The organism is Radiobacillus deserti, assembly GCF_007301515.1.
Taxonomy (GTDB): domain Bacteria; phylum Bacillota; class Bacilli; order Bacillales; family Amphibacillaceae; genus Radiobacillus; species Radiobacillus deserti.
This window is the reverse complement of the sequence record NZ_CP041666.1, coordinates 3,111,306-3,137,137: the sequence shown is the minus strand read 5'-3', so window position 1 is coordinate 3,137,137 and position 25,832 is coordinate 3,111,306. Positions and strand designations below refer to the sequence as shown.

The window sequence follows — 25,832 nt, the reverse complement described above, 5'->3', positions numbered from 1 at the left end:
TTACTAAATAGCCATAATTTCTAGTTCTATTGTTTTCCCCTCCTGTATAGATTTATTAGTAGAGAAACTAGAAAGGAGGCCACCATGAAAAAAACTAAACAAGTTAATCAGAACAGCTGGAAGAAACCAAGTATTATTCTAATCGCAAGCCTATTTTCCGTTATACTCCTCATCCCCACTGTTATCGTTGTACCGTTTATTCAATCTGGGGACGAAAAACAAACGGTATCCACAACGAAGGCAGCAGAGCAAGTTTCGCTGGAACCAAGTGATTCTGCATTTGCTGTAGAAGTGTATCGAACGAATGCCAAAAAAGTTGAAGAAGTCCCACTAGAGTCATACGTTGCACGTGTGGTGGCGTCAGAAATGCCCGCAGATTTTGAGCTGGAAGCACTGAAGGCACAAGCGTTGGCAGCAAGAACCTATGTTATTAATTTTCTAGAGCATAACAATCAAGAAATTCCGCAAGGTGCGGATGTGACCGATACTGTACAGCACCAAGTATATAAGAATGATGAAGAACTACGAGCAACATGGGGAGCAGACTATAATTGGAAAATAGAAAAAATAACGAAGGCCGTGGCACAAACAAAAGGGGAAATTATTACGTATAAAAACCAACCAATTACTCCGGCATTTTTCTCGACAAGTAATGGCTATACGGAGAATTCTGAGGATTATTGGGAAAATAAACTTCCTTATTTACGTAGTGTAAAAAGTCCGTGGGATTTGGATTCCCCAAAATACATGGATCAAAAAATCATGACGGTTGCTGAAGTAGAAGCTGCACTCGGCATTAAACTCAATCCGAATGCAAAAGCTGTTGCAGAGATAAGTCGCACAGAAGGAAAACGTGTAGCAGAAATCGTGATTGGTGGAAAAACGTTCACAGGAAGAGAGGTGAGAGATAAGTTAGAGTTAAGATCTAGTGATTTTGATATTGAACAAAAAAACGACCATCTTATATTTAAAACAAGAGGCTACGGTCACGGAATTGGAATGAGTCAATATGGTGCGAATGGAATGGCAAAAGAAGGCAAGTCCTATAAAGACATCATTACGTACTACTATAAAGGTGCGAACGTATCAACCGTCGACTCCGCCGTGCCGAAATTAGTGACAAAATTAGCGTCAAAATAAGCAGCGAGCATATCTCGCTGCTTTTTCATGCATAATTAAAGGAGATTGTAAGAACATAAGTAGAAAAAAATTATTCCTCCCATGTATATATCTTCCTCAAAGTGACGAGAATGGTTGCTGAGGTGATGACAATGAGAGAGGAAAACAACAACGTTTCAAAAAATGGGATGAAACGCGTCTTCCGTAAAAAATGGTTTTTTCCGGCACTGTACCTAACAATGGCGGCGTTGTTACTAACTGGAGTATTATGGTATCAAAACTTAGAAAGTCAGAATCCATTAGCAGGTGACGAGCCAGAATCTGAAAAAACTGGCGATAGCGTTACAGGCAATGGTACTCTAGGGGATGAACCAGAATCTCAACCAGTTATGGAGCAAGAGGAAGTACTAAAAATGCCTATTAAGGAAGAAAGTCAGGCGCAAATTGTAACGAAGTTCTATGACTATGACGCAGAAGCAGAAGATCAAGAAAAAGCACTTGTTCTATACAACAATAAATATTACCAAAGCAAAGGGGTAGACATCGCTTCTAGTGATGGAAAAGCATTTGATGTTGCAGCGTCCTTAAGCGGAACGGTAACAGAAGTAGAACAAGATCCATTACTAGGAAATGTTGTGAAGATCACACATGAGAACGATGTAACAACTTACTATGCTAGCCTAGAAAATGTACTTGTAGAAGCAGGTGCAGAAGTAAAGCAAGGAGACGTCATTGCAACAGCAGGACGCAACCTATTCGGACAAGCTAGCGGCGTACACGTACACTTTGAAGTGCGCCAAGGCGAAACTGCAGTGAACCCGGAGGAATTTTTTAACCAACCACTTAGCAAGCTAAACGTGGAAAAGGAAAAAGAAACTTCCAGTACTTCTACGGAAGAACAACCAAAAGGTGAAGAACAACCAGACAGCAGTCAACAGCAAGAAGACAGCAAGAACACGGACCAATCTGGAGATGAAAAACCAGATGATTCCGTTGGTGAGAACAGCGAATCCTCTGCTGCAACAGCACATACGTAATGGGCAGCGAGAGCCCTAGGGAAATCCTAGGGCTCTTTGTTGTGCTGGAGCGAACGTTAACAAAATCTAGATTTTTAGATTTTGAAAGTATTTCCGGATATTTTGAAAGTAAAATGCTTCTAACTGAAAGTTATCTTCATTAATTGAAAGTATCGATTAAATATTGAAAGTAAACTCCGGTATTATGAAAGTAAGCGAATCCGATTAACTCCCAACCAAGCCCAAGCCACTGCCCAAAGCCTGCGCACCCTCCCAAGCCAGCTCACGTTCACCAGCCAGAGCACCCGCCCCCAGCTCAACCTCATACCTCGCAAAAAATCTCATAAACTGTCGAACGATTAACCTGAGAAATGGGTTGAAATCCCTCGTATTTATGACATAATTAGGAAAACGTTGGTTATTTTTGTAAATAGATGAAAGGAGAATGATTTTGAAAGTACCCTTACATGATTGGCCAGTAGAAGAATCAGGTGGCTTTCATCCCTTTCTCATATGGAAGTCCAAAATGTACAGTCCAAAAGAAGCAATCACGATGGCGAAAGAGTATTGTCTCCGAACAACATCTGAATCAGACATGCGTGTTGGTTTAGAGTTTTTGTACATGAACGGATTTGATCACGACTTACATAATCTTATTAAAAAAAATATCCAAAGTACGAATCCATTGAATCGACAATGGGGCCACATGTATGAGCTACAGCTTGCCAGAAAAAATCAAACGTTGTCTGGTCCCAAGCTTTTAGAAAGACTTCAGAAAATGAACGTATATTCCCCAGAGCTTTGTATATTGAAGAACTTTCTGCAAATATACATCCACTACGGAGCTCACCACTTTGGCGCACTGTCCAATTACTTGGACGAGCAGTATGAATTATTAAAACAAGTCGAAGATCCCTTCTTACATAGGTTGTTTGAAACGAGACTACACGAAGTATTGTTCATTTATTATTGGAAACGAAACGAGCTTGTATTAGCAAGAAAGCATGCGTTCCAAGTACTTAATGAAACATTTAGTCTAGACCGTCAAGCAAATATCCACACTAATCTAGCACTGACATATGTATTAGAAGATTATGAGCAATCCATTACCCATATTGAGGAATCCATTGAACTAGCAAAGTACTACCATAATGATTTCTTAATCCGACTGAATGTAAATAAAAACCTGCCATTCATAGCAGCTTTTAATCATAAGCCAAAGGACATTACAACCGAAGATCTGGCGGAACAAGCACATCTGGAAATTGCCAAAGGGAACTCAATAATAGCAATTCAGTTGCTAGAAAAACTTCCATATGAAAGTCCTTTTACACTCTATTATTTAGGACTAGCCAAACAAAATAAAGATTTATTGAAACAGTCGTATTACGAATTTATTGAAAAGAGAAGTGATTATTTCTTTTCCAAATTGCCTTTACTCGCCTTAAAGTCATTGTAGGGAATAATCGTGCTTCGTATTCTAGGCAGGAATGGGAAGCTCGATTTTCTATATTACTAGAAGAGAAGGGAGGGGAAAATATGAAGAAGCTACTTTCTATTTTAGCGATTGTCATTTTGCTTCACCTTAGTCAACCAAGTTTCCAAGTAGCGGATGCAGCAGAAGCAACAGATTCAGGTACGTCGACTACGGATGTTACATCCTCAGATACAAGCAATGATGATCCTCAGAAGGCTGACCCAGGTTATGGTGATATCGGATAATGTCTTTTATGAATCCTCTCTTTCTAGATGCATCTACTTACAGGACTGCCCCCTCTCCTTTTGGCAGTCCTTTCTAAGCTTCACCGTTGAAGCCTGCGCATCCAAGTTTTATTGAAAAGTTGGCATAATCAGCCTTGTTTATTAATAAAATGTTTACAAACCAAGAAAACAAAGGTCTGAGGTGAAGATAGCGGGCTCTATACACAGCAACAATGAATAAGCAAAAGTCCCCTTCATTTTCTAAAATCCATCATACACTGTTACCACGAACATCACCATGTCTCATTTTACACCTTAGACATACAACTCAGGGAGGCGAGTGGTGTGCACGACTACATCAAAGAGAGAACAATCAGGATCGGACGGCATCTCGTGGAAACGAAAAAAACAGTTCGTGTTATTGCAAAAGAATTCGGTGTTTCCAAAAGTACGGTCCACAAAGATTTAACGGAAAGACTACCTAACATTAACCCCGAATTAGCTGCTGAAGTAAAACATATCCTCGATCATCATAAAGCAATTCGTCATTTAAGAGGCGGAGAAGCAACCAAATTGAAATACAGTTTAAATACACAGGTAGAACCAGAAGAACCAGCTGAACCAGTTGGTTGAGGAACAAGCATAGGCGTCCATAACGAAAGCCTACTAGTTGCTTTTTTCAAGATTGTACGAACTGGATAGGAAAACGTAGTTAAAATTCGACTTTGTCGAACAAGAATTGTACATAATTGAAGGAAGTCCTCGAGTTACTGGACGCTGTTGCTTAATAACCCTCCAATGCAAGACAAACATGGCTCTCGTCTCACACATGACGAAAGCCTTTTTGTTTTTTCTATCCCAAAAATCCTCTAGGTTTTTCCGCCAATTTTTACAAGTTCCGACTTTTTTCAGATTCCACTAACTAATATGAAAAAATTGTGATAAACTATATAATTAGTAGCATTGTGTTCAAGGACGGATACGACGCAACAAATTGGAGTAGGGAGGATTATGAATCCATGTTTTCTCGAGATATCGGAATAGATCTAGGAACAGCAAACGTTCTTATACATGTTAAAGGTAAAGGAATCGTGCTAAACGAACCATCCGTCGTGGCGATGGATCGCACAACAGGAAAGGTGTTGGAGGTTGGCGATGCAGCCCGTAAAATGGTTGGACGTACTCCTGGAAATATCGAAGCAATTCGTCCGTTAAAAGATGGCGTTATTGCTGATTTTGACGTAACTGAGGCTATGCTTAAATATTTCATCAACAAAATTAATGTGCGTGGATTTTTATCAAAGCCTCGTATGCTAATTTGTTGTCCTACCAATATAACAAAAGTGGAACAAAAAGCAATTAAAGAAGCTGCTGAAAAATCTGGTGGCAAAAAAGTGTACTTAGAAGAAGAGCCAAAGGTTGCAGCAATTGGTGCAGGAATGGACATCTTCCAACCGAGTGGTAATATGGTCGTGGATATCGGTGGTGGAACTACGGATGTTGCGGTTTTATCCATGGGTGACATCGTAACAGCGCAATCTATAAAAATGGCTGGAGATAAATTTGACGCTGAAATTTTAAACTACGTAAAACGTAAATATAAATTATTGATTGGGGAACGCACAGCAGAAGATATTAAGATTAATGTTGCGACTGTTTTCCCTGGTGCAAGAGATGAAGCAATCGACATTCGTGGTCGTGATATGGTGACAGGCCTTCCACGTACGATTACGGTTCGCTCTGATGAAATTGAAGAAGCATTACGTGAATCGGTTGCGCTTATCGTTCAAGCAGCAAAAACCGTATTAGAACAAACCCCGCCAGAACTTTCTGCGGACATCATTGACCGTGGTGTTATTTTAACTGGTGGTGGAGCGTTACTAAACGGATTAGATCAATTGCTAGCAGAGGAATTGAAGGTTCCTGTTTTACTAGCAGAAGAGCCAATGAATTGTGTAGCAAAAGGCACAGGCATCATGCTTGATAACATCGATAAAATTGAACGTCGCAGTATCGTTTAACCCTATTGCGAAAATTGTAGGTTAATGGAGCAGCTAATTCGAGGAATTAACTGCACACGTCCCAAAAAATGTGAAAAAGAGGAGGAAAAGTCTTGTTAAGAGGCTTCTACACTGCAGCATCTGGAATGATTGCCCAACAACGCAGACAAGAGACTTTGTCAAATAATATTGCAAATGCACTGACACCAGGATATAAACAAGATCAAAGTTCATTACGTTCCTTCCCGGAAATGTTAATACAGCGAATGGAATCGGAAAAACTGCCAGTATCACGCAATTTTAATGTGCCGATGAACGCTCAAATTGGTTCGATTAGTACAGGAGTTTACGTACAAGAAAATATCTCCGATTTTTCACAAGGTAGTTTAAAGCAAACATCTATGTCAACCGATATGGCACTTGTGGATGGAAACATGCCAGATGAAACAGGTGGTATTTTTTTCGAAGTGCAAAATCCTGAGGGAGAAGTTCGTTACACGAGAAACGGGAACTTTACCGTAGATGCAGATGGCTACCTCGTAACAAACCAAGGCTATTATGTGTTGGACCAAGCGGGTAACCGAATCGAGACAGATGGGGTAGAGTTTACTGTGACTGGTCAGGGAACTCTCCAACTCCCGAATCAGAACATTCCACTAGGTGTAGCTTATACAGCTAATGTGAATGACTTGATTAAGGAAGGCGAAGGGCTCTATCGAGTAGAAGGTGCAGAATTGGCGGATGCACGTGGCCAAGCTGGCATCACGTTTTCCGTTCAACAAGGATATTTGGAAGGTTCTAACGTAGATATGGCTCAGACTGCAACAGAAATGATGTCTGCCTATCGATTATTTGAAGCGAATCAAAAAGTTTTGAAAGCATATGATGAAAGTATGGACCGAGCTGTGAATCAAATCGGGAAGATTAGATAAGGAGGAGCATAAATGAGTAGAGTAGGATACCAAGCCTCTGTTACAATGGGTCAGCTTCAAAAGAAACTAGACCTAATTGGACATAACATGGCAAATGCAAACACTGCGGGCTATAAAAGCCGTCAAGCGGACTTTCAATCGTTACTATTTCAACAAATCGACAACCTCAATGCTCCTGCCAACGCACAAGGTCGACTAACTCCTGATGGAATCCGGATTGGGTCTGGTGCAGCGCTTGGACATACGAATACAAATCTGCAAGCAGGGGCTGTTCAAACCACTGGTCGAGGTCTAGACGTTGCACTTTTGAATGACAGTCAATGGTTCCAGGTCAGTGTTACGGAAGGTGGAGCTACAGAAACACGCTTCACACGCTCTGGTGCATTCTACTTGAGTCCAATTAATGACACGCAAGTTATGTTAACGAATCAAGATGGACAGCCTATCGTTGGACAAGACGGACCCATCTTGCTTCAGGCTGGTTTTGATGGAATTGAAATTACTAGTACCGGACAAATTCAAGTAACACGCAATGGCCAAACACAAATTGAGGACCAGCTAGCAATCGTACAAATTAATAACCCTCGTGTATTAGAGGCTTCAGGAGATAACAATTTTAGATTGCCCGATAATGCTGGAATTAATCCAGCTGAAATCGTACAAGAACTAAACCCTGCAGATATACAGGTGAAGAGTGGAGCTTTGGAATCTTCGAATGTAGATTTAGCAAACCAAATGACAGAGCTTATGGTAACGCAAAGAGCTTATCAATTGAATGCACGATCTATTTCCACGAACGATCAAATGATGGGATTAGTGAACCAATTACGTTAATCCATTAGGAAATGAATGAGGTAAGGAGTCATCAAGCATGCCAGAAACCGTAAGTGAGCAAAAAACTCGTCGCGAGCAAAAGAGGCTTCAAAAAGAAGAAAAGAAACTAGAACGACAACAACGAAAAGCAGAAAAAGCCGAAGACCAAGAACAAAAGACAGACAGAAAAGAAGAAAAGCTAAGAGGCAAACCCTTAAAACGCCGAGTATTCCCAATATGGTTACGAATCATCGTTGTTGCCATTCTCTGTTTCCTCGCCCTGATTTTAGGACTCATGCTAGGTTACGGCGTCATTGGTGACGGAAAAGCAACCGATGTACTGGAGTTCGATACATGGAAGCATATAAAAAATATAGTAACCGGAAATCCGGATTGAAAAGAGCACATGTGATGTGCTCTTTTTTGGGTGCGGAAGGTGGGCGCTTAGTGCGATTTCTGGCCAAGATGTAAAAATTCGATGCACGATGCCCTGCCTGAGCGATATGAAAGTATTCTGGCCGAAAATAAAAGTATCTTGGCCAAAATTGCAAGTAAACCTCGCATGGCTGAAAGTATTTCCCCGATTTTTGAAAGTATCCTGCCCGGGCATCTGCGCGAACGTTAGTAAATCCACCATAAATGTGAATAAACTCGCTGAATGTTAATAAATAATAAACAACGCCGAAGCCAATAAAAAATGGCTCAGCAACTCGACTTTTGATATACTTACAAAAGACAATTTGAAAGGGGCTTTTTACATATGTTTGATATCCAAGAAATTAAAGATATTATCCCCCACCGATATCCATTTTTATTAGTGGACAAGATTATCGAATTTGAAGAGGGTACACGGATTGTGGGGATAAAAAATGTTACGGTTAATGAGCCATTTTTTCAAGGACATTTTCCTGATTATCCTGTAATGCCTGGGGTTCTGATTGTGGAAGCTTTGGCTCAGGTTGGTGCGGTTGTCATTTTACATAAAGATGAAAACAGAGGGAAAATTGGATTTCTTGCTGGTCTTGATAAATGTCGCTTTAAGAGACAGGTAAAACCAGGTGATCAACTGAAGCTGGAAGTGGAAATTATCCGCGTGAAAGGTCCAGTTGGAAAAGGAAAAGCGGTTGCGACAGTGGATGGAGAGCTGGCTTGTGAGGCTGAAATTACATTTGCTATAAAATAGTTAGGAGCGATTCCGATGAATCGCTTCTTTTTTTGTATATTTTCTTCGTCCTGTAGAAGCCTAAAAGGGACCGTATTAACGGTTTACCCAAGTCGGGTTGGAAATGTATGTTGATTGCAAGTTATCTATATTACCTGGGAAAGCTAATATGGAACAAAAGTAAAGGAGGACTTACGAATGAAAACGAATTGGTTAATTAAACTTACTGCTCCTGCTCTTGCTCTTTCATTAGTCGCTGCTTGTGGAGGTAACGAGACACCACCTCCAGAAGACGAAGAAGCTCCACTGGAACAAGACGGTGGCGAAAACAACGGAGATACAGAAGGTCCAGTAGATGAGCTTGAAGACAAAGCTAATGACGCTGGGGATGAAATTCAAGAAGAAACCAACGATCTAATGGATGGCGAAAATGGTGAAAACGGCCAGAATGGTGAGAATAACCAAAATCAAAATGGTGAGAATGGCCAAACCGAAAATAATGGTACAGATGCCAACGGTGAAGGTGGACAAACTGGTCCAACAGATGAAAACACCGATACCATGGATGAAAACAAAGACGAAGACCAGTAAACCAAAGGCCCTGCTCAAATGAGCAGGGTTTTTCGTGTTCAATAATTTGGATTTCGTCCGATTAGACGATATAGTTAACGTATTAAACAGATAATGGGGATATTTTAATCAAAGGAGGACAAGAAATGAAAAAGATCTTCTTTATCCTTGTCTTTATTTCTGCAGCATTAATAGGATGCTCTAATCAAGCGGAAGATGAAAACGCGGAAGAAGTACCTGTTGCAGTACAAGTGGATGAAGTGACAAAAGAAACATTAACGGTTGAAAAATCTATATATGGCAAAACAACACCTAAATCCTCGGTACCTGTTATAGCTCCTGTAGCAGGGGAAGTCACAGAGGTTCATGTGGAAAAAGGACAAACGGTAGAGGAAGGCGATACGATTATTTCCATCACTTCTCCGAATACCGGTGAGATCGAGGTAGACGCGACAATAGCTGGACAGATTACGTCTTTGAATGCCTCAGAAGGCGGAGTGGTCTCCAACACGGAACCCTTTGCAACGATTAGTGAATTAAGCAGTTTACATATCCAAGTAGGGGTAACGCCCGAAACTAGACAGCTATTTAACGATCTAGAAGAAGTACCGGTTATCGTGAATGAAAAAGAAGCAACAGCAACGGTGGATTACGTGTCTTCCGTTCCCAATCAGCAAACAAGCCTTTATGAGGTGGAGGCAACTCTGCAGGATCCAGCTGAGGACGTTCTTCCAGGCATGACAGCTATCATGCGAGTAACAGAAGAGGAAGTATCAGAGGGACTCGTTATTCCGACAGAGGCATTAGTGGAAGAAGGCGGTTCTACTTACGTCTATATCATTAAAGAGGACAAGGCGATTCAAACCGAAGTGAACGTCCTTCGTTCGTTAACAGATAAAACAGCAGTGGAAGGTGACATCCAAGAGGGCGACCAAGTCGTCGTAAAAGGTCAGCTCGTTCTATCGGATGGGAAAGAAGTGACAATCCAAGAGGAGGATGCATCGTGAAAATCGTTGAAACCTCCGTCAAACGTCCTGTTGGTGTAATCATGATTGTACTAGCTATTTTAGCATTAGGTGCGATGTCCTTACGAAATTTAACGATTGACTTATTTCCGGAAATTGATCTACCCATTGCGGTTGTTGCAACGAACTATCCCGATGCAGCACCAACCGAAGTGGAAAAGCAGGTGAGTCAACCGATTGAATCTGCTGTAAGTTCTATTGAAGGCATCGACACGATTCAAACCCAATCTCAATCAGGGGCATCGCTCGTGATTATGATGTTTGATACGGGAACGAACCTGGATAATGCACTGCTTGAGGTTCGGGAAAGTGTTGACCAGGTAAGAGGAATGCTACCAGAATCTGCTGGAGATCCGAGTGTCCTTCGCTTTAACCCACAGCAATTTCCTGTCATGTGGGTTGGATTAACTGGAGATAATCTTGAGCAACTACAAGGACTAGCGAATGACCGTATTGTTCCTCAATTTGAAAGACAAAGTGGGGTTGCTTCTGTCTCCGTTGAGGGTGGAAGAGAGCGAGTCATCGAGTTAGAACTAGATCAAGCAAAAATGAAACAGCTCGGATTACAATCACAGATGATCATGCAAGCACTACAAGGCGCGAATACATCAGGATCAGCAGGTGTTGTAACGAAAGGAAATAAAGAGTTACAAGTCCGGATTGCGGGCACATTCGACTCGGTAGACGATATTGCTCAAACGATTGTACAAACGCCACAAGGTGCGACAGTACATGTGGAAGACGTAGCAAAAGTAAAAGAAACGTTTGATCAATCAGGGGTCACAAAAGTAAATGGAGAGTCCGCGGTTGTTCTTCCTATTATGAAACAGACAGATGGGAATACAGTCGAAGTTTCCAATCACATTAAGACTTCCATTGGTGAGCTAAAAAAAGATTTACCTGAAGGAGTAAATGTAGATGTTGTTCTAGATACGTCCACCTTCATCACCTCTTCCATTAAGTCGGTCGTTCAAAATATGGTCATTGGCGGATTTTTCGCATTACTTATTCTACTACTGTTCCTAAAAAGTGTACGCGCCACATTAGTCGTAGGATTTTCGATTCCTATAGCGATTATCTCTACGTTTGTCCTTTTATACTTTACAGGAGAAACGTTGAACGTCCTTACGATGGGTGGGCTTGCACTAGGAATTGGAATGATGGTGGACAGTTCCATTGTTATTTTGGAAAATATCATTTCCTACCGCCAGCAAGGATACAGCGTCATTGAGTCTGCCAAGAAAGGTGCTTCTGAGCTAGCGCCAGCGGTTATCGCTTCTACTACGACCACATTAGTGGTATTTTTGCCCATTGTGTTTGTAGAGGGAATTGCATCTGAATTATTTACACCACTAGCTCTAACCGTTACGTTTTCGTTAATCGCATCCTTAGTAGTCGCAGTAACACTAGTTCCGATGCTTTCGTCCAAGCTCTTGACAAAGGCGATGAAAGAGAACGGACGGAGATATTGGTTCGATCGTTTCCTGACAGCGTTTAACAACCGATATCGAGCAGCTTTGAAAAAAATACTAGTCTTTAGAAAGTCAACCATACTTGTGACTATCTTAGCGATTGCTGGGAGCCTCGCGCTAACCCCATTAATCGGAACAGCTTTTATTCCGGAGGGAGATCAAGGCCAGATTACAGTATCTGTACGAACAGCGGAAGGCACAACACAAGAAGAAACGTTAAAAGTGTCCGAGCAAGTGAATGAGAAGCTAGCAAAGTATGAAGATATCATAGAGACGAACTATGTCACTGTTGCGAGTAGTGGAAGCATGTCTGGAGGAGTCGGCCAAGGAAGTACTAATGAGGCTTCCTACACCATCCAGCTCGTACCACAAGCAGATCGGGAGCAAACAACCGAACAAGTGGTAGCAGATTTAGATCGAGACCTTCAAACAATCGCGGGTGCTGAAATCACCATTAGTGCGAGTGGAGGTGGCCTTAGTGGAGGCACCCCGATTCAGATTCAACTTTCAGGTCCAGAGCATGAAGTCCTTAGAGAGTTAGCCGATCAAGTAGTCCATGCGATTTCGGACATTGACGGCATTCATAATCCACAATCCTCTATTTCGGAAACAAGACCTGAACTCGAAATCCGAGTGGACCGAGAGAAGGCAGCGCAATATGGTTTAAGCTATCAGGAAGTGATGAGTCAGGTTCAGTTAGCGATGACTGGTCAAACCGTCATGAGCTATCGGGAAAATGGCGAGGATCAAAATGTGAACATGATTTTGCCTGAAGAATCGCGGAATACGATTAGTGATGTGGAAGGCTTGAACATTCAAACACCAAATGGAGATTATATCCCGTTAGAATCGATTGCGGAATTCCAGCAAGTACAAAGTCCAGCTGAACTGACGAGAGAAAACCAACAGCCACAGGTGAATGTGTCAAGTGAGCTTTTAAACCGTGACTTAGGTAGTGTCAGTGAGGATGTGAAGCAAATATTAGCTCAGATGGAGTTCCCAGAAGAGTATTCCTACTCCATCGGTGGAGAAGCACAAGATATGGCCGAGGCCTTCTCAGATCTTGCTGTCGCGCTAGTCGTGTCTATTTTCCTCGTGTACGCAGTCATGGCCATACAATTTGAGAACTTCTTAACCCCATTTGTGATCATGTTCTCGATGCCAGCAACCGTTGTAGGAGTGCTTGGAGGGTTATTTATAACAGGTCAGCCCCTAAGTATCACAGCATTCATTGGAGTAATTATGCTCGCGGGTATCGTAGTGAACAATGCGATCGTGTTAGTGGATTACATTAATATTCTTCGAGCGCGTGGGATGGAAAGACAGGAAGCGATCCTCGAAGCGGGAGTAAGTAGAATGCGTCCTATCCTTATGACGACATTAACGACCATACTCGGTATGCTTCCATTAGCACTTGGATACGGAGAGGGAGCAGAAACCCAACAGCCGCTAGCTATTACAGTTATTTTCGGGTTAACTATTTCTAGTATTTTTACCCTCTTCTTAATACCGGTTGTCTATACGTATTTGGATGGCCTATCGGAGAAAGTAAAAAGGCTATTTACTAGAAAAAAAGAAGCATAAAACCATTTGCAGCACCTCTAAGTGGATTAGAGGTGCTATTTTATTAGTTTGAAACATACATTGTAAAATAATGTTAATAAGTAGTATAATCGGATTATAGCAAATAGTGTCAGTTAGTAGTATAATCTGTTAGGGAAAATTGAATATAATTGTATAGTCACTTGGGTAAACTAAAGAAGGTATTCGCAAGTAAGTCTATAACGCATAAGAAGGAAGTCCTGAAAATGAAGAAAATTCTTATCATTATACCAGCCTATAATGAAGAAGATTCTATTTTAGACACAGTAAATAAGATTGAAGTATCGACATCCTATGATTATATAGTTGTCAATGACGGGTCTACGGATGGAACATTAGAAATCCTGCAAAAACATAATATTAATCACATTAATCTTCCCGTTAATCTTGGAATAGGCGGAGCCATGCAAACGGGCTATAAGTATGCCTATAGAAATGGGTATGATTATGCTATTCAGTTGGATGCAGACGGGCAGCATAATCCAAGTGATTTGGAAAACCTCGTATCCACGATTAGGAAAGAAGATTTGGATTTAGTTATTGGATCTAGATTTGTAGAACAGACAGGCTATCGAGGAAGCAAAATGAGAAGGTTCGGCATATCCTATTTCTACATGGTGATTCGGCTGTTAGCGCATATTAAAGTGACCGATCCAACCTCTGGCTATCGAATTATCAATAGAAAAGTCATTCGCGAGTTTATCCAATATTACCCGACGGACTATCCCGAAGTTGAAGTATTGGTTTACTTGGCGAGAAAAGGGTATAAGATTAAGGAAATAAAAGTAGAAATGAATCAAAGACAAGGTGGAAAGTCATCAATTACACCCATTAAGTCAATCTACTATATGTTAAAGGTTTCTTATATTTCCCTTGTTCGATCCATTTTCTAAGGGGGCTTGATTCCAATCGTACAAATCATAACTATTATTATAGCGGTCCTCTTTTTTATTCAGGTCCTTTACTTTAGCTCAAAGAACAAGCTGCAGGATCAGCAAGCATTTCTTTGGGTCGTTTTCGCAACGTTAGGGTTAATTGTTTCCATTTTCCTGCCGTTTTTTAATCGGCTCGCAGCAGAAATTGGTATATCCTATATGCCGTCTTTAGTGTTTACGATTGCTTTTTTAGTTATTTTAAATCTACTTATTTATCAAACCATACATGCATCTAAACAAGAATCGAAAATTAAACAATTAACGCAAGAACTATCCTTCTTATCCAAGCAAGTGGAGGAATTACAGAAGAGTGTAGAAAAGGACAGATAATATGAGTGTAGTTAATTTCTTTTTAATATTAATCAATACATTAATCCTCGTTTCGGGGCAATTTTTATGGAAGTATGGATTAATGCAAAAAACGGTAAATTTTCAAAGTGTTAGTGATATTGTGAAGTTATTCTTGCAGCCTTACATTATCTCAGGCCTTGCGATGTATGGCTTTGCCACGATTTTGTGGTTATTTATTTTATCAAGAGTTCCATTAAGCATCGCGTATCCAATTCAAAGCTTAGCTTACGTCTTTGCTGTTTTTGGTGCTTACTTTATCTTTAATGAATCGTTATCTATTATGAAAATTGCCGGAGTTGTTTTCATTATTTTAGGGGTTTCCCTTGTGGGGATCTCGGGGAATTCATAACCGGAAAAAGAGGTTATTTTATGAACAAGCGCATCCTTCGTTTTTTACAGTCTAGTAAATTATATATTGGCATCATTTTACTCATCGCCTTTGGTCTTCGTCTTGGGGTATTTCTTTATTATGGATGGGATTTAAGCATTGGAAGTGATGACACTGGCTATGTTCGAAGTGCGAAAACTTTATTAGATACGGGCATGTTAACGTATCATAAACCAAACGATACACCAACCGTACATATCATGCCGGGGCAGCCATTATTTTTAGCAGCTATTTTCCTTATCTTCGGAACTGGAGCAATAGGGACAATAGCTGGAAAAATAATTTTTATCCTGCTCGGAGTGGGTTGTGTCTACTTTGTTTATTTGATTGGAAAATACGTAGGAAACGTTTGGATCGGCTTGATGACCGCACTCATGCTCGCATGTTTCTTACCTCAAATACTAACAGATAATTTGTTTCTAACCGAAACACCGTTCATGTTCTGTTTCATTGCGATGATTTATTATTCTTTACGATTAGCAAATGAACGAACCTGGAAGAACTTTTATCTATTAATGGCCTTTTATTTGCTCGCAGTGTTGTTCAAGGCAACGATAGCATTGTTCCCGTTCTTGCTACTGTTTTATTTTGTCATTAAAAAATACCCAATCAAGCTAGCGATAAAGCAGCTCGGTGTTGCAGCCATAATACTAGTTGTCGTTCTTGGACCTTGGTGGGTAAGAAACTACATCCAATTCGGGGATTTCATTCCACTAACAGGTGGAGCCGGAAACCCATTACTACTCGGAACCTATCAAGGGGAGGGGTACTTGTACGGAGAAACCTATGAAGACACGGTAATTAAAATCTCCAAGGAGCATCCCGATGCCAATGCCTATGAGCATCTCCAGTACCAATATGATGCAGCAATCGAACGAATGGAAATGTGGCACAACAAGGATAGCGATTCCTTCTGGAGGTCTTATTTACAATTAAAGCCACAAATGCAATGGGATGGACAGTTCTATTGGAAGGAAATCTACAGTGTAACGAAGGAATTTATGGATCGAATTCATAATCGAATTGTCGACCTTGCCTTATTATCACTGCTTGCCGTCCCATTTATGAAAGGGAAACGGAAAGAGTACTTGTTCTTAATTGGGTTTATCCTGTACAATACAATCTTTAATTCCATTTATTACGCATACGATAGATACAATCAACCGTTAATGTTCATTCTGTTTTTAGGCATTGCCACCGCCATTTATTTGCTGGCACACGGAGCCTATCGATTGGCCAAGCGGTTGCTCCAACGGAATTCCCCAGAAAATAGCATATAAGATAACCCGGACCTCGTCCGGGTTTTTATTTGCGCCGATATATGTGCTTCAAACGCTGATAAAAATTTTTTCGCTGATATATCGAAAAAAAAGCTGTTATACAAAAATTTGCGCTGATATGTAAAAATAATCGCTGATATCCAGAAGATAGAATATAAAACTCGACCATAAGTTTCTCTCCTGATGACTAAATCTAGCTAGTATTAGTTGGAAATGTCGAAATTTGCTAGATTATGAGGAAAAATCAGATTATAATTAAAGCTTGCAGGATTATTTATCAGGGGGAGGACGAATTGAAGAGGTTATTATTAGGGTGTGTCATTTTATTTTTTGGAGTGCTCGTTTTTTCGACACCTGTTCTAGCAAGTGGAAAGACAGTGGTCATTGATCCAGGACATGGTGGAAAGTTTAGCGGAACCAGTGGGTATTCTGGGAGCAAAACAGGATACTATGAAAAGCAAGCTAACCTAGAAGTGGCACTAAAGCTACGAAAAGAACTAAAGGCGCTAGGAGTCACCGTCTATATGACACGTGATACAGACCGCCACTTTGCTAGCACCTCGAAAGAAGATTTAGCAGCAAGAATGAAAGTTGCAAACCATTATGCGAGAGGAAATGAAGATAATACCGTTTTTATTTCCGTACATCACAATTCATTACCATCGAAACCTACTATGCGAGGATTCGAGACCTACTACTTCGATATTAACAAAGGAATTGACCCGGACTATCCACCAGCTCCTTTGCAAAAGAAGTATTCCCCAGAAAGTCGGCGTTTAGCGAAACTCGTGCACAGCTCCGTTTTAAGGAATGCCCCTGTCGTGGAAGGACGCGGATTAATTGCGAATGATTTATTCGTAACTCGAAACGCGCACATGGCATCTGCTCTTGTGGAGCTAGGCTATATGTCCAACCCATTCGAAGAAGGACTTATTAAAACGAGCAATTTTCAACAAAAAGCAGCAGCAGGACTTGCAAAGGCAATAAATAATTACTTCAAAGTATATGAGGTTTATAGTTTAAATGGTAAGCGATTAAAAGTTTACTTGAACCAAGAAAATGCGCTATCCTTTGCGAAAGCACGAGCACATGCGTATGTTTTTGATAAATACAATCAGAAAGTAATCTATCATTCTGAAAATCTCTATCAAGTAGAACATAAAACGCTAGGCATCCTTTACGAATCGTACGATATGAATCGAGCGTTAAAATATGCTGCAAAATATCGCAATACGGCAGTTGTGAAAGAAAAATCAGGGGAAGTGATGTGGTCTAATTACTTACCGAAGACGTACAAGGTAGAACACGCAACCTTAGGTGTCCTTTATGAATCCTTCCAACAGGAAAGAGCATTAGCCTACGCGAAAAAGTATAGAAATACAGCCGTAATCAACCAAACGACTGGGGATGTCCTTTGGTCGAATTACTTGGAAGAAACCTATCAAGTAGAGCACTCAACCCTCGGTGTGTTGTTTGAATCCTTTAACTTAGAGGATGCAAAGAAGTACGCAAAGCTATACCGTAATACAGCGGTTGTCCATAGAGAAACTGGAGAAGTATTCTGGTCGAACTACTTATCGGGCACCTATGAAGTGGAGCACTCTACACTAGGTGTACTCTATGAATCCTATTCATTAGACGACGCCATCGAATATGCGGAAAAATATCGCAATACACAAGTAGTGAAGGAATCTACAGGTGAAGTGATGTGGACCTTCTAGAGGTTCAAATTTCATAGAAAAATGTAACGCTAGCATACCAAATCATTTATAGATTGGTATGCTATCTTTGTTTTGGAAATAATTATTGGTATTCAAAAGCATTCTTTTTCCAATCCTAAAAGTTTCATTGTTTAATTGGAATAATATGTTAGGATAAGGGTGGTGAAAAAGTGAAGCCAACTAAGTGAGGGCGTTCAAGGTAAGTTAATTAAAAAAAAGGGGGACAGTTAGTGGATATTTTACAGGTGATATTTGTTTGTGGAATCGTGTATGGTCTTATTTCTTTTTTTACTACATTAAAAAAGAGTTCAAATAATAAAAATCAACTGATGCTTGCCATTTGTTTAACTATTGTCAGCACAGTATCATTCCTTATAAAACTAAATTAGCCTGCATATGCAATAGGCTAATAACTTTTAATATTCTATATAGGAGGGATGCCCTGTGAAAAGGATTTTCATCCTATGTACCGTAATTGGTTGCTTATTAGTAGGATGTAATATGGATGTGAAGTACGAAACAATGAAAAACCCTTATGAAAAGGATTCGGAAAATGACCCATCATCCAATCATGTGGAGAGTGCTGAAAATGTGAAGTTTGAATTGTATAAGGGTAGGCCGTTAAAAATTGCAGTCATTGGTACTCCTCCAGAAGTAAGAGAAGAACAAGTGACATTTACTGAAATTTCCTTTGAGGAATTGACTAAAGGTGAAACGATTGGATATGACGCTGTATTCGTCATGAAAGAAAATCTAGTAGAAGCTTCTAAAGGGCAGTATATAAATATTTACCGTAACTCTGAAATTCCATTCTTTTTTATTTCTGCTAAACATCGTATTCCCTTTATATAACGAAAGAAGTAGAATATAATCAGTCCTGGCACTGGGATGGTGATTACAATTACACGACTGGTGTGATGAAAGGGGAAGAAAAGGGCTCCATAAAAGGATTTTATTTTGGCCTTCACAATGATAAGGAGACGGAGAAGCACCTAACAGCCATGTACTCTTCGGTATTTGAAGAGATAGAAGAGATTAGTCTGTAAAAGGGAAATGTCAGTCTTAGAAAACGGATATAAAAAATGGTTATTAGACCTTCAAGTGTTTTGCTATTTGTATGGATAGTTAGTATTCAGTATGATCTTATTTGTATTATTCAAAGTGGTGGTGTTGAATTTTTATCTCCCGCGGGGGAGATTAACGCAACGCAACATTGCATCAATTAGGTTTTGAAAAGAGGGATTAAATGTCTTATATTTATAAAGTTACTCTATTTATTGGAGTGGCAGCCATATTTGCATATAGTTTCTTTTTAACAGCTGTAACTGGCTCCCACCTCGGGTATAGTGAAAATTGGAAAGAACATCTTACGTTTACACCACAAACAGCTCATGGTCCGCAACATATTTTTGAAATAGATAAGTTTATCTACGCTTTTAACATTCAACCGTTTATTACAATTATTTTTCTATCATCTTTCGCCGTCTTAGCAGGATTATTTATTAGTTGGGTTAAAAAAAGGTTCTCGGATAAGGGAAAGCTGTCATCTGTTTAAATACGAGAATACCAACATTTATAATATTATGTAACAATGTTTTTCCTTATAAATACAGGTAAATGTATAGACAGAAAAGCGGCACTGTTTATTATGCAGCTGATTAAGATACCAAAACGATATGCTTAGTTTATAATTTTGAAGCGCAATACCTTCTACTATCCAATAAGTGAGCAAGTCGTGGCAGCCTGCATGGATGAATAACATTATGAATAGGAAGCCCACCCAATATGAAAGAACATCTAGCAGAAGCTTCTGAAGGTCAGTGTATAACTATTCATCGTAACGCTGATCATCCATTCTTTATCATCTCTGCTAAACATCGAATTCCCTTTATAACAAAAAAGTAGAATCAGTCGTGGCATTGGGATGGTGATCACAATTACACTACTGGTGTGATGAGGGGACAAGAAAAGGGCTCCATAAAAGTTGTTACCCTCTAGTAGTTTTTTGCATAAATAAATAGGCTACTGTTCCAAGCAATAAAAGCTTATTATGCTCAGAAAGGTTTGGAGAAACTTCTACTATATCATTATCCAAGTCTCTAAATAGCTTTGTGTATTTATGTGGAAACCTCCCATTGTAAAAATGAGCCCAGACCTCGCCAGTGTCATCCTTTAATGTGAAATCACCACTAAAACCAGACGTCTTTATAGCTAGTAATGGTTCGTTCTTTTCGTTTAATAAAGACCCCTTTATATGAATGAGTGATTTAAATTCCTCTTGAACATATGTACCTAAGACTGTTTCTTTAAAATTATGAATAGTTAACACGCTTTTTTTAATTCCTTGTCGTTTACAAGTAAATAAAGTTATTCCATCATGGGTTACGAAAGAGAAAGTGACAGGAAATAGCTGCAACAAGGACTCCTTATAAAATAGGATTGGGTAAAGCCAGAATGGAATTCCCGTTGGCTTAAAAACGCCAATAAATGCACCGCTCTTTTCAAAACATAGCAATTGTGGGATTATTCCTGTATCTTTTTTGATGACAAGGTGATTAGTTTCCGTGATGGAACGCGAAAAATTTGGCACCGATAAGTCCTTTACTTGCTTGTAATGATGCCTACTTCTTAAAGCAATAACAAGCAAAAAAACGATCGGTAACAGGAGAGGGGATGATTCTAACCATTGCTTATTATTACTAGGGGGATCAAAAAGTACATATAAGGCGCATACGATGGTAACAAATAATATCCCCATGTACGCAAACTTTTCTCTTTTTTTATACATGTTTTGAATCAAGAAAATATCCTCCAATCTACTTTATCATGAAGGGACTGAAGATAAAATGAACGGGTGAAAAAGATCGTCATTTAATATGGGCAGTCTTCATGTTTTAAAAGGGTATTTAAGATAAACGATGAATCTATATTAACATAAAATTACCAATTGATTTTTCTTTTAAGTAATGGCAATTAGGACTAAGCATAGAAGAAAAAGACACAGAAACCTATCCTGTGTGTAAAAAGTATTTGACATCTAGGGTGGTATTTTTTATGATATAGGTGTAAAAGGTTTTTGACAGTTGAACGGAAGGGACTAGTTACAAGTTGAAAAATAATATGAAAGAATTAAGAGAAGGTCGAGGCATTTCCCAAGGAAAACTAGCCATAATGTGCAATGTGAGTAGGCAAACGATCAATGCAATTGAGAATAACAAGTATGATCCAAGTTTAGAATTAGCATTTGGGATTGCAGATGCTTTAGAAACCACGGTGGATTCATTGTTTAAGTATCATAAAAAAAACAAGAAAAGGGGATGATGATATGAATATTATATTGGTGATTATTGCTGGACTCGTAATTTTTGCTGCGATATATTCAACAAAAAGGTTATCGGGGGATGAGTCATCACAGGAAGATGAACGCCAAAAGAGGATTCTCAAGGATGCAGCACTGTCAAGTTGGCAACTTCTTATGCTATATGCTTTTTTTCGTTTAATGAACCTTTTACCATTTATGAATGAATTGGTAGACCCATCAAAGATTCAAACTATAGCATTCTTTTCTAATGGTGGGGACATTCTTTTGGTAGCGATGATTGGTTACCTTATGGGCGCAATGATTTCATATTTTCGTTATTCATAGACATTACACGAAAAGATCACTTATGAAGTGGTCTTTTTTTCGTAATTTTTCTTTATCCTATTTACATTCTCTACTCCATCCTATATTGTTATGTCATACGATATATCGCATAACATAATATCGCGTAACATAATATCTCTGGAAGTGAAAGAAGGGAAGTAAACAATGGCGTATAATGGGGGACCAATGACAGAAGCCATGTATTATGTATTACTAGCATTAATGCAACCGAACCACGGGTATCAGCTTATGCAAGCCATCACCGAAGTATCGAATGGCAGATTGAAGATGGGCCCTGGGACTCTTTATGGAGTACTCTCACGCATGCAAAAAGACGGTCTTATATCACTGGCAGAGAATGATGGTAGAAGGAAGACCTATCTCATAACGCCAGACGGGGAACAAGCCTTGCACCTAGAGTATCTCCGATTAAAAGCCTTGATAAGAGATAGTAGTATCTTAGAGGAAGGTGATCAGAATGAATAAATCCATCTATAAACTTCGACCGAGTGATTATTGGAGAATTGGCGAGCATGAAAGCTGGTTTTCAGACTTGGCTGCTAAAGGGCTGCACCTAAAAAAGATGGGGATCCATTTTGCCAAGTTTGTTAAAGGGGAACCGAAAAAAATGAGGTATAGAATAGAGGTATCCTTTAAGAAGAAAATTTCACCCGAACAAATACAAATGTATTCGGAAAGTGGGTGGGATTATATAACTAGCTATAATCTTTTTCATGTCTTTTCATCACCTGAAGAACTGGATGCACCAGAGCTTCATACAGACCCTGCGGAGCAGTCTTATACATTAAAGGAATTGGATAAGAAGCTAGCAGCAAATGCTGTTACTTTAGCTATCTCATTGCTATTGATTATAGGTATGCTGTCTGCTATCTTGTTTCTCGATGGCGCACCTATCTTAGCTATGGTGGAACCTGGAATTATTCAACAAACGATTTTAGCTATCTTTATCGGTTATTTGACCTATACTACGCTACAAGCATCCATTTCCATTCGTGCTTTACGAAGAAATCTTATGGAAGGCAAACCAATCGATCATCACGCACCTTGGAAGAAATACTACCGCATAAATTCTACCATCGCTTTTCTTTTTATAGTTGTGGTAGGAATGAGTTCTGTTCTCTCAATCGTACAGCTTGTGAAAATGGATACAAAAACATTGCCAGAAGCAAGCGTAGGCTTACCGATAGTCAGGTTAGCTGACATAGAAGAGAATCCAGATTTGGTTCGAGGGGAACCATCTTACGTAAGGGATGGTGTGGATTGGGGCAATCGATACTCCTATGACTGGAGTCCATTGGCTCCCCTTCAATATGATACAAATGAAGAAGGTGTGGTTCCAGGAGAAACGTGGAAGGATGGAAGTGGTGAATATACACCATCTATAGATACACAGGTATTTCAACTAAGTATCCCTGCATTGTCTGATCATCTCGTTTTCGATTTAGTAGAAAGATATCGGTATGAAGACAACAGAGAAGAGTTTGTGGAAACAGAACACGCTGACTTGGATCTCCTGATTGTTCATGAGGATGAGCAACAGAAAGAGGTATTTGCCTCTAAAGGAAAAGCGGTCATGTATGTTAAGTATCATGGCTATGCAGATTTACAATCAGTCATTGAACATACGGTAGAGAAGATTAATTTGATTTCAGATTAAGAGGATGTGGTCTTATTCAAATAAAGAAAAAGGTGATCCTAGCATGAGATCACCTTTTTCTTGTCTAAAAATTGATTCCAGTAAATTGGAATTTTGTGTTAAAATGGAAGTGTTAAAATACTTTACTGACCGTCACCATAGTGAAGCCAGGTAATATTCTTTCACCAGTAATATTGGAGGGGAAAATATGAAGCGAATGCCGTTCGAACCACCTACTGAGCACTACGAGGAACTATTAGAATCCATAGACGAACAAATATGTCATTTAATTAACAAACGAAAGGAACTTTCCAATAATAATCCTGGTTTTCCTACTCGGGCACTAATCACCCGCTGGGCAAAAAAATTTAATCTATATGAAGACTTTATTAATAGTGTTTTTTCCCAATTATTAAATGAAGAAATGTATAAACCTGTTGTAGAACCAAAAGGCTTTCTAAAGAATATACCCGTACTAAAATCATTTGAAAGAGAAGGTGTGTTTTATTCCGTAACCTTTGTCCGTCAATACAAAAATGCAAGTGTTGTTCATTTAACGATTGATCAAGAAGAGGATGACATGCATGCAAGGATGAAGAGGCCTACTCTGTTTGACCTTTCTGTGGAAGGTGGGGAGGTGGAGTTTGACTGCCGAAATAACTTTGGAGGAGGTTCAGGGGGACACCATTCTTTTACCTATACAGTATCGCCAGCCCTACCTAGTGATCTTTCAACTGTAAGGTTGCGATTCAAAGAATATAAAATACCATCCCAAAAACAGACAGGCTTTGAATTTGTTATTGAAGCGGATAAGTAAAGTACATTTCATAAAAGTACAGCGGTAGATAAATAAGGTAATTATTCAGGTAATTATTCCATTGGAATGCTAAGTTTGCATGGAAACGGTTTGATATGGGGTTGACTGACAGGTTGGCTGAAGAAGAGGTAGAGGATGTAATGTGACTCACAAAAGAAGAAAAATAATCATAGTTGTAGTTGGGATATGGGTGTTTTCTGTTCTGATCATAACTTTGGTTTATCCCTATTCCTTTGTCAGTGTTCATAAAAGTTATACGTTCACACCAGATCCAGTAGTTGTCGAACAATATGTTAATGATCTAGAGGAGTTTAAAAGTTCCTACAAGAAAGACCTAGACGAACTGACTAGGCCAAGCAATGATGATGTAACAATGGATCGTACTCAATTTTTGCTCCCGTTATTTGCACAGGATTGGTTAGTAAGTAAACAACCTGTAAAGATGAGTGTGGATGATTTAGAAACCATTTTATTTGAAGTTAAAAACGCTAGAAATAGTTTACTAGAGCTTATGGCTAAAAAGGATTATACACAAGAACAAAGGCAATATTTAGTGGATAGTATTGATCATCTATTATCATTAGAGGAAGAGATTGATCGAATTAAAAACGGTGGCTTTGTATCCAGAAAGACATTGAACGTTCAATTTGTTAATCTTCACGGGAGTTTTCTAAGTAACTTTATGATATTTAAAATTTTTTATGATACAGTACAAATCGGTTAATGATCTTAGTCTTACAAAGGCAAGGGTTACACAAGGCGATCTCTTCTGAAGAGGACTACTTTATCTATTCAAGAGTCGGTGTTAATCTGGAACAGGCTGGATTGTCACTACGTTTTCCTTAATTCGTCTGCCCATTATAGGTAAAAGAGGTGTTTCTTTAATCCCATATATTTGGGCGATCAATTCCCATTGTTCTCATATAATCTAACAACTGACCAGTGTGAACAGATTCGTGGTATGCTATACGTAACAGCATATCTCCAAGTGTTCTCACATATCCGACGTCAGAACGATCTATTTCTATATTCTCTAAATCACTTACGTTAATCGTCTTAATGTAATTTAAGAAATTCTCACGATATGGCTGTGCAAATGTTAGTTCATTATCTACCGTAGTAAAATCTTTGTCTTTAAAGGGATTAGATAAATCGGATAATGCTTTACTACCTCTTCCGATTAGAACTTGGTGATAAAGAAACTCTCCTTCTAATATATGTCTTATCATTTCTGCACAAGTAAGAGCCTCTTCATCAGGCTTCCAATTCAGATTTTGTTCTGGAATTGCTTTCCAAACCTTTATACTCCTACGTCTTACTTCGTCAAAGTTGAGAATTATTAAATCATTTACATTCATTAGTTTGAAACTCCTCTTACCCATAGTAGATTATACAAACATTATAACATCAAGTTTCGGAAGCGACCTATTTAATCATTCTCATATCCTTGTTTATTCGAGATATAAATCTCATACAAGTACATACAAATAGTTCGTTTTTTTATCGTTATATAGTGAAACTGGAGCAAATTCCTTCTTCGGAACCTATTCCCTAGGAGATTGGGGTATGAGCAATATAGGTATCTTGATTTGGTTTTATTTATCCTTTTGTGTCCTATTTCTTAA

At 39.3% G+C, this 25,832-nt stretch carries 28 protein-coding genes; 26 read left to right on the top strand and 2 right to left on the bottom strand.

Translation table 11 applies throughout. From position 1 onward, the window contains the following. Positions 1-84: 84 nt before the first annotated feature. The 20 genes from spoIID to FN924_RS16410 all read left to right on the top strand — a co-directional run bounded on the left by spoIID (position 85) and on the right by FN924_RS16410 (position 19,642). On the top strand, positions 85-1,140 hold the full coding sequence (gene spoIID / locus FN924_RS16505; protein WP_143896364.1) for a stage II sporulation protein D: 1,056 nt from the start codon (positions 85-87) through the stop codon (positions 1,138-1,140). Positions 1,141-1,271: 131 nt separating this feature from the next. Continuing rightward, entirely contained in the window at positions 1,272-2,156 is an 885-nt protein-coding gene (locus FN924_RS16500; RefSeq protein WP_143897266.1) for a stage II sporulation protein SpoIIQ, read from the top strand. A gap of 430 nt (positions 2,157-2,586) precedes the next feature. After that, positions 2,587-3,594, top strand: a complete 1,008-nt coding sequence (locus FN924_RS16495) for an AimR family lysis-lysogeny pheromone receptor (protein ID WP_143896361.1) — start codon at positions 2,587-2,589, stop codon at positions 3,592-3,594. Between the two features lie 80 nt (positions 3,595-3,674). Further along, positions 3,675-3,857, top strand: coding sequence for a hypothetical protein (locus FN924_RS16490; RefSeq protein ID WP_143896359.1), 183 nt, complete (start codon positions 3,675-3,677; stop codon positions 3,855-3,857). Between the two features lie 324 nt (positions 3,858-4,181). Next, positions 4,182-4,469, top strand: a complete 288-nt coding sequence (gene spoIIID / locus FN924_RS16485; protein WP_143896357.1) for a sporulation transcriptional regulator SpoIIID — start codon at positions 4,182-4,184, stop codon at positions 4,467-4,469. 386 nt (positions 4,470-4,855) lie between these two features. Further along, positions 4,856-5,857: a rod shape-determining protein gene (mreB, locus tag FN924_RS16480; protein ID WP_143896355.1), complete on the top strand. Its 1,002-nt coding sequence runs from the start codon at positions 4,856-4,858 to the stop codon at positions 5,855-5,857. A 92-nt stretch (positions 5,858-5,949) separates the two neighbouring features. Further along, positions 5,950-6,768 carry a flagellar hook-basal body protein gene (locus FN924_RS16475; RefSeq protein WP_143896353.1) on the top strand — a complete coding sequence of 273 codons (819 nt, stop codon included), beginning with the start codon at positions 5,950-5,952 and terminating at the stop codon, positions 6,766-6,768. Positions 6,769-6,780: 12 nt separating this feature from the next. Beyond that, positions 6,781-7,602: a flagellar hook-basal body protein gene (locus FN924_RS16470; protein WP_143896351.1), complete on the top strand. Its 822-nt coding sequence runs from the start codon at positions 6,781-6,783 to the stop codon at positions 7,600-7,602. Positions 7,603-7,639: 37 nt separating this feature from the next. Continuing rightward, positions 7,640-7,978: a DNA-directed RNA polymerase subunit beta gene (locus FN924_RS16465; RefSeq protein WP_143896350.1), complete on the top strand. Its 339-nt coding sequence runs from the start codon at positions 7,640-7,642 to the stop codon at positions 7,976-7,978. 363 nt (positions 7,979-8,341) lie between these two features. Beyond that, on the top strand, positions 8,342-8,764 hold the full coding sequence (gene fabZ, locus FN924_RS16460; RefSeq protein ID WP_143896348.1) for a 3-hydroxyacyl-ACP dehydratase FabZ: 423 nt from the start codon (positions 8,342-8,344) through the stop codon (positions 8,762-8,764). 177 nt (positions 8,765-8,941) lie between these two features. Further along, positions 8,942-9,334, top strand: coding sequence for a hypothetical protein (locus tag FN924_RS16455; RefSeq protein WP_143896346.1), 393 nt, complete (start codon positions 8,942-8,944; stop codon positions 9,332-9,334). Positions 9,335-9,459: 125 nt separating this feature from the next. Continuing rightward, positions 9,460-10,320: an efflux RND transporter periplasmic adaptor subunit gene (locus FN924_RS16450; RefSeq protein WP_143896344.1), complete on the top strand. Its 861-nt coding sequence runs from the start codon at positions 9,460-9,462 to the stop codon at positions 10,318-10,320. Then, positions 10,317-13,394 carry an efflux RND transporter permease subunit gene (locus FN924_RS16445; protein WP_143896342.1) on the top strand — a complete coding sequence of 1,026 codons (3,078 nt, stop codon included), beginning with the start codon at positions 10,317-10,319 and terminating at the stop codon, positions 13,392-13,394. Before FN924_RS16450 ends, FN924_RS16445 begins: the two co-directional genes overlap by 4 nt. A 224-nt stretch (positions 13,395-13,618) precedes the next feature. Continuing rightward, the gene (locus FN924_RS16440) at positions 13,619-14,305 is read left to right on the top strand and encodes a glycosyltransferase family 2 protein (RefSeq protein WP_143896340.1); all 687 of its coding nucleotides are present in this window, start codon (positions 13,619-13,621) and stop codon (positions 14,303-14,305) included. Positions 14,306-14,311: 6 nt separating this feature from the next. Further along, on the top strand, positions 14,312-14,677 hold the full coding sequence (locus tag FN924_RS16435; RefSeq protein WP_228409493.1) for a DUF2304 domain-containing protein: 366 nt from the start codon (positions 14,312-14,314) through the stop codon (positions 14,675-14,677). Between the two features lies 1 nt (position 14,678). Beyond that, positions 14,679-15,047 carry an EamA family transporter gene (locus tag FN924_RS16430; protein ID WP_143896338.1) on the top strand — a complete coding sequence of 123 codons (369 nt, stop codon included), beginning with the start codon at positions 14,679-14,681 and terminating at the stop codon, positions 15,045-15,047. 20 nt (positions 15,048-15,067) lie between these two features. Continuing rightward, positions 15,068-16,366 carry an ArnT family glycosyltransferase gene (locus FN924_RS16425; RefSeq protein ID WP_143896336.1) on the top strand — a complete coding sequence of 433 codons (1,299 nt, stop codon included), beginning with the start codon at positions 15,068-15,070 and terminating at the stop codon, positions 16,364-16,366. A 293-nt stretch (positions 16,367-16,659) separates the two neighbouring features. Next, positions 16,660-18,087 carry an N-acetylmuramoyl-L-alanine amidase family protein gene (locus FN924_RS16420; RefSeq protein WP_158634053.1) on the top strand — a complete coding sequence of 476 codons (1,428 nt, stop codon included), beginning with the start codon at positions 16,660-16,662 and terminating at the stop codon, positions 18,085-18,087. Between the two features lie 444 nt (positions 18,088-18,531). Continuing rightward, the gene (locus tag FN924_RS16415; RefSeq protein WP_143896332.1) at positions 18,532-18,939 is read left to right on the top strand and encodes a hypothetical protein; all 408 of its coding nucleotides are present in this window, start codon (positions 18,532-18,534) and stop codon (positions 18,937-18,939) included. Between the two features lie 394 nt (positions 18,940-19,333). Beyond that, positions 19,334-19,642: a DUF4306 domain-containing protein gene (locus FN924_RS16410; RefSeq protein ID WP_143896330.1), complete on the top strand. Its 309-nt coding sequence runs from the start codon at positions 19,334-19,336 to the stop codon at positions 19,640-19,642. A 432-nt stretch (positions 19,643-20,074) separates the two neighbouring features. Here FN924_RS16410 and FN924_RS16405 read toward each other — a convergent pair whose 3' ends face one another. Further along, positions 20,075-20,887, bottom strand: coding sequence for a hypothetical protein (locus FN924_RS16405; RefSeq protein WP_143896328.1), 813 nt, complete (start codon positions 20,885-20,887; stop codon positions 20,075-20,077). Between the two features lie 308 nt (positions 20,888-21,195). Between FN924_RS16405 and FN924_RS16400 the strand changes: the two genes are divergently transcribed. From FN924_RS16400 to FN924_RS16375, 6 genes are all read left to right on the top strand, one after another. Continuing rightward, positions 21,196-21,408, top strand: a complete 213-nt coding sequence (locus tag FN924_RS16400) for a helix-turn-helix transcriptional regulator (protein ID WP_143896326.1) — start codon at positions 21,196-21,198, stop codon at positions 21,406-21,408. 4 nt (positions 21,409-21,412) lie between these two features. After that, on the top strand, positions 21,413-21,733 hold the full coding sequence (locus tag FN924_RS16395) for a hypothetical protein (RefSeq protein ID WP_143896324.1): 321 nt from the start codon (positions 21,413-21,415) through the stop codon (positions 21,731-21,733). Positions 21,734-21,898: 165 nt separating this feature from the next. After that, a complete protein-coding gene (locus tag FN924_RS16390; protein ID WP_143896322.1) occupies positions 21,899-22,219 on the top strand; it encodes a PadR family transcriptional regulator in 321 nt (106 codons plus the stop codon). Beyond that, positions 22,212-23,411, top strand: a complete 1,200-nt coding sequence (locus FN924_RS16385) for a DUF2812 domain-containing protein (RefSeq protein WP_143896320.1) — start codon at positions 22,212-22,214, stop codon at positions 23,409-23,411. Before FN924_RS16390 ends, FN924_RS16385 begins: the two co-directional genes overlap by 8 nt. A gap of 187 nt (positions 23,412-23,598) precedes the next feature. Then, on the top strand, positions 23,599-24,207 hold the full coding sequence (locus FN924_RS16380; RefSeq protein WP_143896318.1) for a hypothetical protein: 609 nt from the start codon (positions 23,599-23,601) through the stop codon (positions 24,205-24,207). A 142-nt stretch (positions 24,208-24,349) separates the two neighbouring features. Further along, positions 24,350-24,931, top strand: coding sequence for a hypothetical protein (locus FN924_RS16375; RefSeq protein ID WP_143896316.1), 582 nt, complete (start codon positions 24,350-24,352; stop codon positions 24,929-24,931). 157 nt (positions 24,932-25,088) lie between these two features. On the opposite strand, the gene FN924_RS16370 is transcribed toward FN924_RS16375, so the two are convergent. Next, a complete protein-coding gene (locus FN924_RS16370; protein WP_143896313.1) occupies positions 25,089-25,565 on the bottom strand; it encodes a DinB family protein in 477 nt (158 codons plus the stop codon). Positions 25,566-25,832: the final 267 nt, after the last annotated feature.